Here is a 12,486-nt window from a genome sequence, read left to right as displayed (position 1 = left end):
GGGACGGTCAGCGGACGGTGCGCGCCCCGTCAGCGCGCCCCGCGAACCTTGCGGACATGTACTCCTCAGCCCGCAAATGGGGCACGTTCGCGATCTGCTGCCTGCTCGCCATCGTGCCGAACATCGACCTGACCGCCCTCAACCAGGCCATCCCGCACCTGAGCGCCGACCTGCACCCGTCGGCGACGCAGATCCTGTGGATCGCCGACGCCTACGGGTTCGCGCTCGCCGGACTGCTGATCACCATGGGCGGGATCGGCGACCGGATCGGGCACAAGAAGCTGCTGCTGACGGGCACCGCGCTGTTCGCCGTCGCGTCCACCGTGACCGCGTACGCGCCGAGCGCCGAGCTGCTGATCGCCGCGCGGGCGCTGCTCGGCGTCGCCGGCGCGACGCTGATGCCGTCCGGGCTGTCGCTGATCCGCCGGGTGTTCAGCGACCCGAAGGAGCGGACGATGGCGATCGGCGTCTTCAGCGGCATCGGCGGCCTCGCCGTCGGCCTCGGGCCGGTCATCGGCGGCGCGCTGCTGGACCACTTCTGGTGGGGCTCGGTCTTCCTGATCAACGTGCCGATCATGGCCGTGGCGTTCGTCGCCGGGGCCTTCGTCCTGCCCGAGACGCGCTCCGCCGTGACCGGGCGGCTGGACCTCGTGAGCGTGCCGCTGTCGATCGCCGGCGTCCTCGGCCTGGTGTACGCGGTCAAGGAGGCGGCGGCGCACGGCGTGGACGAGCCCCGGGTGGCGGTCGCCGCGGTGGTCGGCGCCGCCGCGCTGGCCGCGTTCTGGATCCGGCAGACCCGGATCGCCGAGCCGCTGATCGACGTCCGGCTGTTCCGCCGCGCCGCGTTCTCCGGCTCCGTCGGCACCAACATGTTCGCGATGTTCGCCCTGGTCGCCCAGTCGCTGATCTTCTCGCTGTTCTTCCAGCTGGCGCTCGGCTGGTCGCCGCTCAAGGCCGGCCTCGCCGGGCTGCCGGGCGCCGCGGGCGCCATGGTCGGCGGCGCCGCCCTCGCCCCGCCGCTGATCAACGCCCTGGGCCGCGCCCGCGTCGTCGCGATCGGCATGCTGGTCGCCGCCGGCGGGTTCTCCCTCTTCGTCACCGTCGGCCTCGACAGCGGCTACTGGGTGATGCTGGCGGGGATGCTGATGTCCGGCATGGGGATGGGCATGGCGCTGACCACGACCGCCGACACCGTCCTCGCGTCGGTCCCGAAGGACCGCTCCGGCGCCGCGTCCGCGATCTCCGAGACGGCCACCGAGCTGGGCGGCGCCCTCGGCATGGCGATCCTCGGCAGCGTCCTGAACGCCGTCTACCGCGACTCCCTGCACCTTCCGGCGAACGTCCCCGCCCCCGCCGCGTCCGCGGCCCGCGACTCCCTCGCCGGCGCCTTCGAGGCCGCGTCCGCCCTGCCCGCCAGGGTCGGCGGCCCGCTCCTCGGCGCCGCCCGCGACGCCTTCGTGGACGGCATGCACGGCGCCCTGGTCTGCAGCGCGGGCCTCGCCGCCCTGGTCGCGGTCTTCGCCCTGGTCACCCTCCGCTCCGTCCCCAAGGTCATCCCCGACGACGCCCCCGCCGAGCCCCCCGCCCCGGCCCCCGTCCAGAACACCCGGTAACCCATGCCGGCCCGTGCGGCCCGGTCCCTCTCCAGGGGCCGGGCTTCCCCATTTGGAAAAAGTGATATCACTTTGCTATGTTAGTGATACTCACGGAGGAGGTGGCCGGCGTGGTGGACGCTGGGGCGAAGGTGGAGATGCCGCGGCCGCGGGTCGAGGAGCGGGCGGCGCGGGACCGCGGCGGGTGGCCGATGCTGGGGCTGGCCGTGGTCGTGGTGCTGGTGGGGGTCGCGGCGCTGGTGGCCGGGGTCAACGGGACGGGCGCGGCGTCGGTCGCCGGGGTCGCGGCGGGGATCGTGCTGATCATCGTCGGGATCGTGCTGGCGCTGGGGCTGACGCCGGTCGCGCCGGGCGAGGCTCGGGTGCTGCAGCTGCTGGGGCGGTACAAGGGGACGGTCCGCGAGGACGGGCTGCGGTGGGTGAACCCGCTGACGGACCGGCGGAAGGTGTCGACCCGGATCCGCAACCACGAGACGGGCCTGGCGAAGGTCAACGACCTGGACGGCAACCCGATCGAGATCTCGGCGGTGGTCGTGTGGCAGGTGCGCGACACCGCGCGAGCGGTGTTCGAGGTGGACGACTTCGTGGAGTTCGTGGCCTTCCAGACCGAGGCGGCCGTCCGGCACATCGCGGGCAGCTTCCCCTACGACGCGGCGGAGCGGACGTCGCTGCGCGACAACGCCGACGAGATCACCGGGCGGTTGTCGGAGGAGCTGCGGCAGCGGGTCGCCTCGGCGGGCGTGGACATCGTGGAGTCGCGGATCACCCGGCTGGCGTACGCGCCGGAGATCGCGCAGGCGATGCTGCGCCGGCAGCAGGCGGGCGCGGTCGTCGCGGCGCGGGAGCGGATCGTGGACGGGGCGGTCGGCATGGTGCAGCGGGCGCTCGACCGGCTGGACGAGGAGGACGTCGTGGAGTTGGACGAGGAGCGCAAGGCGGCGATGGTCAGCAACCTGCTGGTCGTGCTGTGCGCCGACCGGGACGTGCAGCCGGTCGTGAACACCGGCACGCTCTACCAGTGACCGCGGGCAGTGGCGACCGAGCGCAAGAAGATCCTGCTGCGGCTCGACCCGGCGGTGCACGACGCGCTGGCCCGGTGGGCCGGGGACGAGCTGCGCAGCACGAACGCGCAGATCGAGTTCCTGCTGCGGCAGGCGCTGGCCGACGCCGGGCGGATGCCGGGGTCGGCGGGACGGATGCGGCGGCCGGGCCGGCCGCGCAAGGCGCCCGGCGAGCAGGGGGCGCCGGACGTGCAGGGGGCACCGGGCGAGCGGGGCTCGGGGCGGGGTGAAGGCGAGGGGTAGGGGATGGTCGAGGTTCCGGAGACGCTGCCGGCGAGGATGTACCTGCTGGCCTACGACCTGCGCAAGCAGCGGATGACGGCGCGGGGCGCGCGGCTCGGGTACGTGCTGCGGGGTGCGGCGCTGACCGAGCTGTTCCTGGACGGGCGGCTGGAGGAGCGGCGGGGCAGGCCGGTGCCGGGCACGCCCGGCGAGGACCCGTACGGGCTGGTGGCGCAGATCTCGGCGTCGAAGCCGCGGCCCTGGCACCACTGGGTGCGCAGGGAGGCCCGGTCCGCGGTCCGGACGGTGCGCGACGAGCTGGAGCGGGGCGGCTGGATCCGGGTGCGGGGGCGCCGGGTGCTGGGTCTGTTCCCGGCCGAGGAGGTCACCGTCCGGGACCCGCGGGTGGTGAAGCAGCTGTGGGGCGGGGCGTCGTCGGCGCTGCGGGGGCGTCCGGTGGCTCACGTGAACAGCTACGACGCGGCGGCAGTGGCGCTGGCGGCGGCGGGCGAGCTGAAGTCGGTGCTGCCGGGGTCCGAGCGGCGGCGGCACAAGCGGCGGATCGCGGAGCTGACGGCGCGGTCGGGCCCGGCGGCGCCGGCGGTGAGCAAGGTGATCCGGTCGCAGCGGGCCGCGATGGCGGCGGGCGCCGCGTCGGCCGGCTCCTGACCCGATCCGCGTTCAGCTGCGGCGTGCCTCCCTCGCGAGGGCGGCACGCCGCGCGTCGGCGGTCACTCGATGACGAGCTCGACGGGGATGTTGCCGCGGGTGGCGTTGGAGTAGGGGCAGACCTGGTGGGCGCGCTCGACCAGCTCGCGGCCGTTCTCCAGGCCGTCGGGGAGCTCGACGCGCAGCACGACGCTGAGGCCGAAGCCCTTCTCGACGCTGCCGCCGATGCCGACCTCGGCGGTGACGGAGACGTCGCGGACGTCCTGGCGGGAGCCGCGGGCGACGGCGCCGAGGGCGCTGGCGAAGCAGGCGGCGTAGCCGGCGGCGAACAGCTGCTCGGGGTTGGTGCCGGCACCGCTGCCGCCCATCTCGCGCGGCGGGGCGAGGGTCAGGTCGAGGCGCCCGTCGGAGCTGACGGCGCGCCCCTCCCGCCCGTTGGCGGTGGCGACGGCGGTGTAGTGGGTGTCCATGCCGGTCCCTTCGATTGGTTGCCTCCAATTCAATTTGACACACTTAAAGTCGGTCCAGTGCGGAGACCTACAAACTTCCAAGGGTCGAACTTGTAACGGCCCACCACCGCCGGGGCGGGGGCGGGCGCCATAGCGTTCTCGGACATGGACCCCGAACGCGTTGTCTATCCCCTGATGAAGTACGTCGTTCTCGGACCCGCGATGCGGGTGGCCTTCCTCCCCCGGGTGAGCGGCCTGCGGAACGTCCCGCGGACGGGGCCGGTGATCCTGGCGGCCAACCACCTGGCGTTCATCGACTCGTTCGTGCTGCCGCTGATCGTGCCCCGGCGGGTCCACTTCCTGGGCAAGCACGAGTACTTCACCGGGACCGGCGTGAAGGGCCAGGCGACCGCGACGTTCTTCCGCGGCGTCGGCGCGATCGCGGTGGACCGCTCGGGCGGGCGGGCCGCGCTCGACGCGCTCGACACCTGCGCGTCCGTGCTGGAGCGCGGCGACGTCTTCGCGATCCACCCCGAGGGGACCCGGTCGCCGGACGGGCGGCTCTACCGGGGCCGGACGGGGGTGGCACGGCTGGCGATGCGCACCGGCGCGCCCGTCGTGCCGGTGGCCATCAAGGGCACCGACCGGGTGCAGCCGCGCGGGCAGGTCGTCCCGAAGCCGGGCCGCATCGAGGTCCGGATCGGCGAGCCGATGCGGTTCGCGGGACGCGACGCCGGGATGCCGCGCGGCAAGGTCGCCCGGGTCGTCACCGACGAGATCATGGAGGCGATCCAGAGCCTGTCGGGGCAGGAGTACGTGGACGACTACGCGCCGCGCCCCGCCGACACCCCCTGAAAAACCGGTCGTGGCGCCGGCCCGGGCGCCGGTACGGTCCCGGTCCATGGACGAGCGGTTCGGACGGTACCTGAACGTCGTCGACGTCGAGGCGACGTGCTGGGAGCGCAAGGCGCCCGGACAGGTGAACGAGATCATCGAGATCGGGCTGTGCGTCGTCGACCTGGAGGAGCGGCGGCGCATCGCGAAGCACCGGGTCCTGGTGCGGCCGGAGCGGTCGGTGGTCAGCGCGTTCTGCACGGAGCTGACCGGGCTGACCCAGGAGGAGGTCGACGGCGGCATCTCCTTCGCCGAGGCGTGCGCGCTGCTGGAGCGCGAGCACCGGTCCCATTACCGGGCCTGGGCGAGCTGGGGCGACTACGACCGCAAGCAGTTCGAGCGGCAGTGCGCCGGGGGCGTCCGGTACCCGTTCGGGCGGCGGCACACCAACGCCAAGGCCGCCTACTCCGCCGCGCACGGGCTGCCGCGCCGGCTGGGCATGGCGGGGGCGCTGCGGCACGCGGGGCTGCCGCTGGAGGGCCGGCACCACTCCGGCGCCGACGACGCGTGGAACATCGGCGCGCTCGTCCTCGACATCGTGGGACGCGGCGCCTGGCCGGACGGGACGGGTGCGACGCAGGGGACCGGAGGGGCCGGCGGGCCCGGTCTCCGCTGAGACGGGGGTTTGAGCGCGGGGCCCAGGGCACCCATCAAGGAGACGGACGCCGGAGACGACGGAGACGCGACATGGACATCAGCCTGGACCTCCTGCTCCCCCGGGAGACGGCGAGCGTCCCCGCGACGCGCAAGATCCTCGACGCGTCGCTGCAGGCCCTCGGGGTGGCCGAGGACATCCGGGACGACATCGAGGTGATGCTGACCGAGGCCTGCACGAACGTCATCAAGCACGCACGGCACGGCGACGACTACACGGTGCGCGCCCTGATCCACGACGACCGCTGCGTGATCAAGGTGATCGACTCGGGCCGGGGGTTCGACGCCGAGCGGATCCCGGAACCCGACCCGGTCTCGGAGGCCGGCCGCGGCCTGATGATCATGCGGTCGCTGGCCGACGACGTGCGGTTCGACTCCTACCCGGAGGACGGCGCGCTTGTCGCGCTGGAGAAGCACCTGGACTACGCCGCCGGCAGCATCGGCGGCCGGCTGGCCGAGCGGACCCCGCAGAGCTGACCCGAGCACCGAAGACCGGAGCCGCGAAGACCAGAGCGCCGAGGACCAGAGCGCCGAGGACCAGGGCGGCATGGAGCGGAGCGGTCGGCCGGCGCGGGCGGGGAACCGGAGACGGCCCCCCGCCCGCGCCCGTCTACCGCTCGACCCGGAGCACGGCCACCGCGACCAGCAGCGCCGCGGCGGCGAACCCCGCGCCGGTCGCGAACGCGGCGTCCATGTCGTGCAGGAGCGCGGCCGTGCCGGCGTGCCCCGACCCGTACACCGTGACCATCACGGCCGACCCGAGCGACCCGCCCGACCACAGCATCGTCTGCGCGACGCCGGACGCGGCGCCGGAGTCGGCGGGCTCGACGCTGCCGAGGATCGTCGCGTTCAGCGGCATGATCGACAGGCCGCCGCCCGCGCCCATCAGCATGAACGGGCCGAGCACCCCGGCGGCGTACCCGTCGCCGGGCGAGAGCCGCGTCAGCCACAGCAGCCCGGCCAGCGCGCACGCCATCCCGGCGATGACCAGGACGCGGGCGCCGAACCGCTGCAGCAGGCGCGGCGCGGCCCGGACCGTCGCGAACTGGAGCCCGACGAACGGCAGGAACGCGGCGCCGGCCTTGAGCGGCCCGTAGCCGAGGACCTGCTGGAGGTACAGGGTGCAGAAGAAGAACGCGCCGAAGTTCGCCCCGACCAGCAGCAGCTGGCACAGGTAGGACGCGGCGCGGTCGCGTCCGGTGAGCAGCCACAGCGGCATGATCGGCTGCGCGGTGCGCGCCTCCACGGCGACGAACCCGGCGAGCAGGACGGCGGCGGCGCCGAACGCGGCGAGCGCCCGGCCGTCGCCCCAGCCGTCCGAGCCGACCCGGATCAGCGCGTAGACCAGCGCGGTCATGCCGGTGGTGGCGAGGACGGCGCCGGCCGCGTCGAAGCGTCCGGGGCGGCGGGCCGTCTCGGTGAGCACGCGCGGGGCGACCAGCGCCAGCGCGATACCGACCGGCACGTTGACGAAGAAGACCAGCCGCCAGGACGCCGCCTCGGTGAGCACGCCGCCGACGAGCATGCCGACGGCGGCGCCGGCGCCGGTCACGGCGGAGAAGACGCTGAGCGCGCGGACCCGCGCCCGCCCCTCGAAGTTGGTGGCGATCAGCGCCATCGCGCTGGGCGCGGCGACGGCGGCGGCGACGCCCTGCGCGGCGCGCGCGGCCAGCAGCCACCACGCCGCGTTCGCGAACCCGCCGAGCAGCGACGCGGCGGTGAACAGCGCGACGCCGGCGGCGAACGTGCGGCGGCGGCCGAACACGTCCCCGGCGCGCCCGCCGAGCAGCAGCAGGCCGCCGAATGCGAGCATGTAGGAGTTCTGGACCCAGGCGAGTCCACCGGTCGACAGCCCGAGGCCCGCCCGGACGTCGGGGAGCGCGATGGTGACCACGGAGGTGTCGAGGCCGATCATGAGCTGGCAGCCCACGATGACGGCGAGGACGACGCCTGGACGATGATGGACGCGGGGGCCGGCCGGCGGAGCGGTGGGCTCCTCCGGCGCGGCCGTACGACCGTGCGGTGCGGCGGGCACGGCGAACCTCCGGAACGGAATTTAGGGAACGGCGAAGTACACTATGTGGGGAACGTACCACCGATCGGCGAGGAAGAGAACGTTCGCGTTCACTATTTTCGGGAGCATGCGGTGACCCCGGCCACCCGCAGGCGCGGCGACGCCCTCGAGGCGGCGATCTTCGACGCGGTGTTCGAGCAGCTCGAAGCGGTCGGCTACCGGAAGCTGACCATGGAGGGCGTCGCGTCCGCGGCCCGCACCGGCAAGGCCGCGCTCTACCGGCGCTGGTCGTCCAAGGACGAGCTCATCACCGACGCCCTCAAGCACGTCCTGCCCGAGCCGCCCGTGCAGGAGCCGAGCGGCGACGTCCGCGCGGACGTGCTGCGGCTGTGCCGGACGTTCCAGCAGACCATCGAGGCGTGCCACGGCGCGCCGGTCCGGGTCCTCAAGGAGGAGACCACCCGCGAGGACGGCAAGGGGCTCATGCACGACGTCGTGCAGTCGCGGATGACCGGCCCCGTCAAGGAGGCGCTGTATCGGGTCCTGGAGGACGGCGCCGAGCGCGGCGAGGTCCGCCCCGGGGCGGTGACCCGGCAGGTCGCCAACGTCGGCCCGGCGATGATCGTGTACCAGAACCTCACCGGGGCGCCGGAGGTCACCGACGACTTCATCGTCTCCCTGGTGGACGACGTCATCATGCCGATGATCCGCCCCTGAGCGGGGCGGACCGCCGGCGCCGCGCTCAGAGTGCCATCTCGTCCTTGCGCGCCGCCCCGCCCTTGCGCGCCGCCTTGTCGCCGCGCGCCGCCTCGTCCGTGCGCGGCGCCCCGTCCGTGCGCGCCGCCTCGTCGACGACCACGCGGTGGTGCCAGTACGGCGGCGCGATGCCCTCCTCGCGCAGCACGCGGTGCAGCCGCTTGAGGAACTGGTGCTTGATCTCGAACTGGTCGCCGAACTCGGTGGAGCGCAGGATGACGTGGAAACCGACGGTCGAGTCGTTGAAGTCGTCGAAGCGCACCAGCACGTTCGCGTCCTCGATGCCGCCCTGCACGTCGTGCATGACGTCCTTGCCGACCTCCACCAGCAGCTTCTCCACCCGGTCGAGGTCGACGTCGTAGGCCACCTTGGCGTACACCATCACCGACATGTCCTGCGCCGGGCGGTGGTAGTTGGTGAGGATCGTGTCGCTGAACCGCTGGTTCGGGATGACCTCGATGTTGTCCGACAGCGTCCGGATGGAGGTGTTGCGCCAGTTGATGTCGACGACGTACCCCTCCTGGCCGGTGGCCAGCCTGATGTAGTCGCCCGGCTCGATCGTCTTGGACGCGAGCACGTGCACCCCCGCGAACAGGTTCGCCAGGGTGTCCTGCAGCGCCAGCGCGACCGCGAGGCCGCCGACGCCCAGGGCGCCGAGCAGCGGCGTGATCGAGATGCCGAGGCTCTGCAGCATGATCAGGATGCCGATGCCCATCACCAGCACCCGGGTGATGTTCGCGAAGATCGTCACATTCGCGGCGGTGCCCTGCCGGGCCGACGCGACCGAGGTGACCACCCCGGCGATCATCCGGGCCAGCGCCAGCGAGAACACCAGGATCGTCGCCGCCGACAGCACCCGCCCCGTCACCAGCAGCGTGCCGTGCGGCAGCTTCAGCGTCTTCGCGGCGAACCACGCCCCGGTCAGCAGCGCCACCGGCACCGCCAGGTCGCGCACCAGCCGCGCCGCCAGGTCGTCCCAGGCCCACCGGGTGTCCCCGGCCCGGCGGAACAGCCGGGCGGTCAGCATCCGGAGCACGACCGCGATCGCGAGCGCCGCCACCATCACGACGGTGGCGGCGACCAGCCGCTCCCAGCTCACCCCGTGGAAGGCGTGCTGCATCGTTCCTCCTCAGGGCGGCCCCGCGCCGCCCGTCGTCCGGCAGTGCGCAATCCTTGCCGCAAACCGCCCTCGATCGTAGTGAAACCTCGCAATTCTGCGAGACACCTCACAGCGGGGTTCCCCTCACCCCCCGGATACGATCGATCAAGTGGTAGGCGTGGAGAGGATGCGCCGGCTCGGGGTCACGGCGCTCGGACTGCGGAACGGCCCCCACAAGGTGACGGTCGACCGCGACCTGGAGGTCCGGGCCGCCGACGGCGTCAGGCTGCTGGCCGACCGGTACGCGCCCGCCGACGTCGAGCGCGCGCCCGTCGTGCTCGTCCGCTCGCCGTACGGGCGGCGCGGGCCGTTCGGGCTGATGTGCGGGCAGGCGTTCGCCTCGCACGGCTTCCAGGCCGTGGTGCAGAGCGTGCGCGGCGGCTTCGGCTCCGGCGGCGTGTTCGAGGCGCTCGACGAGCGCGAGGACGGCCTCGCCACCATCGCGTGGCTGAAGGAGCAACCGTGGTTCGGCGGCACCTTCGCGATGCACGGCCCGAGCTACCTCGGCTACGTCCAGTGGGCGGTCGCCGCCGAGGCCGGACCGGAGCTGAAGGCCCTGTCGATGCAGGTCACCGCGTCCACCTTCCGGGACGCCGTCAACGTCGGCGGCACCTTCGCGCTGGAGTCGGCGCTCATCTGGGTCGACCTCACCGCGCGGATGAAGAACTCGCTGTCCGGCATCACCACCGGCATCATGTCGCCGCGCCGCGCCCGGCGCGCCGCGCTGTCGGGCCGCCCCCTCGCCGAGCTGGACCGGATCGCGACCGGCGAGCAGCAGCGGTTCTTCCAGGAGCTGCTGGTCAACGGCCCCGACACCCCGTTCTGGGACAAGCGCGACTTCAGCCCCACCGTCTCCCGGGTCGGCGCGCCGGTGAACATGACCGGCGGCTGGTACGACATCTTCCTGCCGTGGCAGCTCAAGGACTACGCCGCGCTCCGCGCCGCCGGGCACCGCCCCTACCTCACCATCGGCCCCTGGTTCCACGCCGACCAGCGGATGATGCGCGGCTCCGTGCACGAGTCCGTCAAGTGGTTCCGCGCGCACCTGCTCGACGACCCGTCCGGCCTGCGGGAGAAGCCCGTCCGGCTGCTGGTCACCGGCGTGGACGAGTGGCGCGAGTTCCCCGACTGGCCCGTCCCCGGGATGCGCGAGCAGCGCTGGCACCTGCAGCCGGCCGGCGCCCTCTCCCCCGACGAGCCGCCCGAGTCCGAACCGGACGCCTACCGGTACGACCCGGAGCACCCGACGCCCTTCCTCGGCGGCCCGACCCTGCTCGGCGAGACCCATCCCGTCACCGACCAGCGCCGCCTCGAACGCCGCCGCGACGTGCTCGTCTACACCTCGCCCGTGCTGGACGAGGACCTGGAGATCATCGGCCCGGTCACCGCGGACCTGCACGTCCGCTCGAACCGCGAGCACACCGACTTCGTCGTCCGGCTCTGCGACGTCACCCCGGACGGCGAGTCCCTCAACCTGTGCGAGGGCATGCGGCGGCTCGTCCCCGGCGCGCCCGAGCCCGGCGAGGACGGCGTCCGCCGCGTCACCGTGGAGCTGTGGCCCGCCGGGCACCGCTTCCGCCGCGGGCACCGCGTCCGCGTGCAGGTCGCCAGCGGCGCCTACCCCCGCGTCGCCCGCAACCCCGGCACCGGCGCGCCCATCGGCACCGCCACCGAGATGCTCACCGCCGACCAGGAGGTCCTGCACACGCCGGACCACCCGAGCGCGATCGTCCTCCCGGTCGTGCCCCTCCGCTGACCCGCGGAGCCGCGACCTGCGGAGCGCCGCCGCGGGGTCAGCGCGAGCGGAGCGCCTCCAGCGCCTTGTCGGCGTGGGTGTTCATGCGGATCTCGCTCTTGACGACGGCGAGGACGCGGCGGTCGGTGTCGATGACGAAGGTCTGGCGCTTGGTGGGGAGCACGGCCAGGCCCCGCTTGACGCCGAAACGGGCGCGGACGGTGCCCTCCGGGTCCGACAGCAGCGGGTAGGCGAACGAGTTCTTCTCCGCGAACTCCTTCTGCTTGGCGACGGGGTCGGCGCTGACGCCGACGGGATGCGCGCCGACCTCGGCGAGCTCGGCGACCAGGTCGCGGAAGTGGCAGGCCTCGGCGGTGCAGCCGGGCGTCATCGCGGCAGGGTAGAAGAACAGGACGACCGGGCCCTGCTCCAGCAGGCCGGTCAGGGTGCGCGGTTCGCCCGTCTGGTCGGGCAGTTCGAAGTCGTCAACGACGTCACCGACGTTCATGCGACGAACGTAGCCCTCCCGCGCCGCCGGCGGGAGGGCGGGGCGGGCCGAGGAGCGCGGCGATGCGCTCCCGCGTCCAGGGGCCGGACGCGCCGGGGCAGGCCGCGAGGTAGGCGGCGGCGCGGGCCGCGGACCAGTCGTGCGCCTCGCGGAGGCCGTTGCCGAGCATGGCGAGGTACGGCGCGGTCGGCGCGTTCAGCTCCGCGGCGGACGACGGGTGCGGCGCGGTGAAGGTCAGCATCGGGTGGCCGCCGCGCTCGCCGACCTTGACGATCGTCTCGTAGCGGCCGGGGCCGAGGCGCTGGCGGCCGTGCGCGACCGCCTCCGACAGGTCGTGGTCGGCGCCCACGTCGCGGCGCATCTCCTGGGACACCACGTCGCAGAACTGCGGGCGGGTCAGCAGGTAGGCGCGGGCGGCGGCGCGGCCGGGCAGGGCCGCGTCGTAGAAGGCCATGCCGCCGCCCCACACCCGGGACGTCAGCGCGAAGTAGATGCCGCCGGGCAGCGTCACCGACAGCTCGGCGCGCGCCGGGCGCGGGTCGCGGCAGCCGGTGTAGTGCCGGGCGCCGCCGGCGGGACGCCCGCCGGACAGGTAGCAGGCGAACCTCGCGCGGAACAGGTTCGAGCCGTACGCGACGTACCAGAGCGAACTTTCGTCCATCCCTTCCAGTATCCACGCTGGTGAGAGGCCCTGGAGGGGCGCGATGGGGAGAGCGTTCCGATTCGCGAGGTTTGACGGGGAGAGCGTCCGG

Annotated in this window: 14 protein-coding genes; 9 read left to right on the top strand and 5 right to left on the bottom strand. The window is 73.6% G+C overall.

Translation table 11 applies throughout. The features are described 5' to 3' along the window. Window positions 1-56 precede the first annotated feature (56 nt). The 4 genes from ABT299_RS05325 (at window position 57) to ABT299_RS05310 (ending at window position 3,565) form a co-directional block, all read left to right on the top strand. Window positions 57-1,613 (top strand): MFS transporter, encoded by a 1,557-nt coding sequence (locus tag ABT299_RS05325; protein ID WP_387023507.1) that lies wholly within the window; start codon window positions 57-59, stop codon window positions 1,611-1,613. 77 nt (window positions 1,614-1,690) lie between these two features. Continuing rightward, the gene (locus tag ABT299_RS05320) at window positions 1,691-2,635 is read left to right on the top strand and encodes an SPFH domain-containing protein (protein ID WP_500249839.1); all 945 of its coding nucleotides are present in this window, start codon (window positions 1,691-1,693) and stop codon (window positions 2,633-2,635) included. A 9-nt stretch (window positions 2,636-2,644) separates the two neighbouring features. After that, window positions 2,645-2,917, top strand: a complete 273-nt coding sequence (locus ABT299_RS05315; RefSeq protein ID WP_500249838.1) for a type II toxin-antitoxin system antitoxin — start codon at window positions 2,645-2,647, stop codon at window positions 2,915-2,917. A 3-nt stretch (window positions 2,918-2,920) separates the two neighbouring features. Then, window positions 2,921-3,565: a GOLPH3/VPS74 family protein gene (locus ABT299_RS05310; RefSeq protein WP_433248597.1), complete on the top strand. Its 645-nt coding sequence runs from the start codon at window positions 2,921-2,923 to the stop codon at window positions 3,563-3,565. A 62-nt stretch (window positions 3,566-3,627) separates the two neighbouring features. Here the strand turns inward: ABT299_RS05310 and ABT299_RS05305 are convergent, their stop codons facing one another. Continuing rightward, window positions 3,628-4,035 (bottom strand): organic hydroperoxide resistance protein, encoded by a 408-nt coding sequence (locus ABT299_RS05305; protein WP_190863777.1) that lies wholly within the window; start codon window positions 4,033-4,035, stop codon window positions 3,628-3,630. A gap of 144 nt (window positions 4,036-4,179) precedes the next feature. Between ABT299_RS05305 and ABT299_RS05300 the strand changes: the two genes are divergently transcribed. The 3 genes from ABT299_RS05300 to ABT299_RS05290 all read left to right on the top strand — a co-directional run bounded on the left by ABT299_RS05300 (window position 4,180) and on the right by ABT299_RS05290 (window position 6,039). Then, complete coding sequence (locus ABT299_RS05300; RefSeq protein ID WP_190863779.1) at window positions 4,180-4,869, top strand: lysophospholipid acyltransferase family protein; 690 nt, start codon at window positions 4,180-4,182, stop codon at window positions 4,867-4,869. 46 nt (window positions 4,870-4,915) lie between these two features. Next, complete coding sequence (locus ABT299_RS05295) at window positions 4,916-5,524, top strand: 3'-5' exonuclease (RefSeq protein WP_500249837.1); 609 nt, start codon at window positions 4,916-4,918, stop codon at window positions 5,522-5,524. Between the two features lie 71 nt (window positions 5,525-5,595). After that, window positions 5,596-6,039, top strand: coding sequence for an ATP-binding protein (locus ABT299_RS05290; protein ID WP_190863783.1), 444 nt, complete (start codon window positions 5,596-5,598; stop codon window positions 6,037-6,039). 133 nt (window positions 6,040-6,172) lie between these two features. On the opposite strand, the gene ABT299_RS05285 is transcribed toward ABT299_RS05290, so the two are convergent. Further along, the gene (locus ABT299_RS05285; RefSeq protein WP_500249836.1) at window positions 6,173-7,597 is read right to left on the bottom strand and encodes an MFS transporter; all 1,425 of its coding nucleotides are present in this window, start codon (window positions 7,595-7,597) and stop codon (window positions 6,173-6,175) included. Window positions 7,598-7,708: 111 nt separating this feature from the next. Here ABT299_RS05285 and ABT299_RS05280 point away from each other — a divergent pair, with 111 nt between their 5' ends. After that, window positions 7,709-8,293: a TetR/AcrR family transcriptional regulator C-terminal ligand-binding domain-containing protein gene (locus ABT299_RS05280; RefSeq protein ID WP_190863785.1), complete on the top strand. Its 585-nt coding sequence runs from the start codon at window positions 7,709-7,711 to the stop codon at window positions 8,291-8,293. Window positions 8,294-8,318: 25 nt separating this feature from the next. Here the strand turns inward: ABT299_RS05280 and ABT299_RS05275 are convergent, their stop codons facing one another. Then, the gene (locus ABT299_RS05275) at window positions 8,319-9,452 is read right to left on the bottom strand and encodes a mechanosensitive ion channel family protein (protein ID WP_500249835.1); all 1,134 of its coding nucleotides are present in this window, start codon (window positions 9,450-9,452) and stop codon (window positions 8,319-8,321) included. A gap of 166 nt (window positions 9,453-9,618) precedes the next feature. Here ABT299_RS05275 and ABT299_RS05270 point away from each other — a divergent pair, with 166 nt between their 5' ends. After that, window positions 9,619-11,247: a CocE/NonD family hydrolase gene (locus ABT299_RS05270; RefSeq protein WP_387024013.1), complete on the top strand. Its 1,629-nt coding sequence runs from the start codon at window positions 9,619-9,621 to the stop codon at window positions 11,245-11,247. Between the two features lie 37 nt (window positions 11,248-11,284). Here the strand turns inward: ABT299_RS05270 and ABT299_RS05265 are convergent, their stop codons facing one another. Beyond that, window positions 11,285-11,734, bottom strand: coding sequence for a peroxiredoxin (locus ABT299_RS05265; RefSeq protein WP_190863787.1), 450 nt, complete (start codon window positions 11,732-11,734; stop codon window positions 11,285-11,287). Then, window positions 11,721-12,395 carry a histone deacetylase gene (locus tag ABT299_RS05260; RefSeq protein WP_500249834.1) on the bottom strand — a complete coding sequence of 225 codons (675 nt, stop codon included), beginning with the start codon at window positions 12,393-12,395 and terminating at the stop codon, window positions 11,721-11,723. The genes ABT299_RS05265 and ABT299_RS05260 overlap by 14 nt, the downstream gene beginning before the upstream one ends. Window positions 12,396-12,486 lie beyond the last annotated feature (91 nt).

The sequence above is a fragment of the Spirillospora sp. NPDC000708 genome, from assembly GCF_040299565.1.
Lineage (GTDB): Bacteria > Actinomycetota > Actinomycetes > Streptosporangiales > Streptosporangiaceae > Spirillospora.
This window is presented reverse-complemented; position numbering and strand designations above follow the sequence as displayed.

Bases quoted from the DNA above. Each gene is read 5' to 3' on its own strand.
- ABT299_RS05325 (WP_387023507.1), top strand. From the start codon at position 57: ATGTACTCCTCAGCCCGCAAATGGGGCACGTTCGCGATCTGCTGCCTG.
- ABT299_RS05320 (WP_500249839.1), top strand. From the start codon at position 1,691: ATGTTAGTGATACTCACGGAGGAGGTGGCCGGCGTGGTGGACGCTGGG.
- ABT299_RS05310 (WP_433248597.1), top strand. From the start codon at position 2,921: ATGGTCGAGGTTCCGGAGACGCTGCCGGCGAGGATGTACCTGCTGGCC.
- ABT299_RS05305 (WP_190863777.1), bottom strand. From the start codon at position 4,035: ATGGACACCCACTACACCGCCGTCGCCACCGCCAACGGGCGGGAGGGG.
- ABT299_RS05300 (WP_190863779.1), top strand. From the start codon at position 4,180: ATGGACCCCGAACGCGTTGTCTATCCCCTGATGAAGTACGTCGTTCTC.
- ABT299_RS05295 (WP_500249837.1), top strand. From the start codon at position 4,916: ATGGACGAGCGGTTCGGACGGTACCTGAACGTCGTCGACGTCGAGGCG.
- ABT299_RS05290 (WP_190863783.1), top strand. From the start codon at position 5,596: ATGGACATCAGCCTGGACCTCCTGCTCCCCCGGGAGACGGCGAGCGTC.
- ABT299_RS05275 (WP_500249835.1), bottom strand. From the start codon at position 9,452: ATGCAGCACGCCTTCCACGGGGTGAGCTGGGAGCGGCTGGTCGCCGCC.
- ABT299_RS05270 (WP_387024013.1), top strand. From the start codon at position 9,619: ATGCGCCGGCTCGGGGTCACGGCGCTCGGACTGCGGAACGGCCCCCAC.
- ABT299_RS05265 (WP_190863787.1), bottom strand. From the start codon at position 11,734: ATGAACGTCGGTGACGTCGTTGACGACTTCGAACTGCCCGACCAGACG.
- ABT299_RS05260 (WP_500249834.1), bottom strand. From the start codon at position 12,395: ATGGACGAAAGTTCGCTCTGGTACGTCGCGTACGGCTCGAACCTGTTC.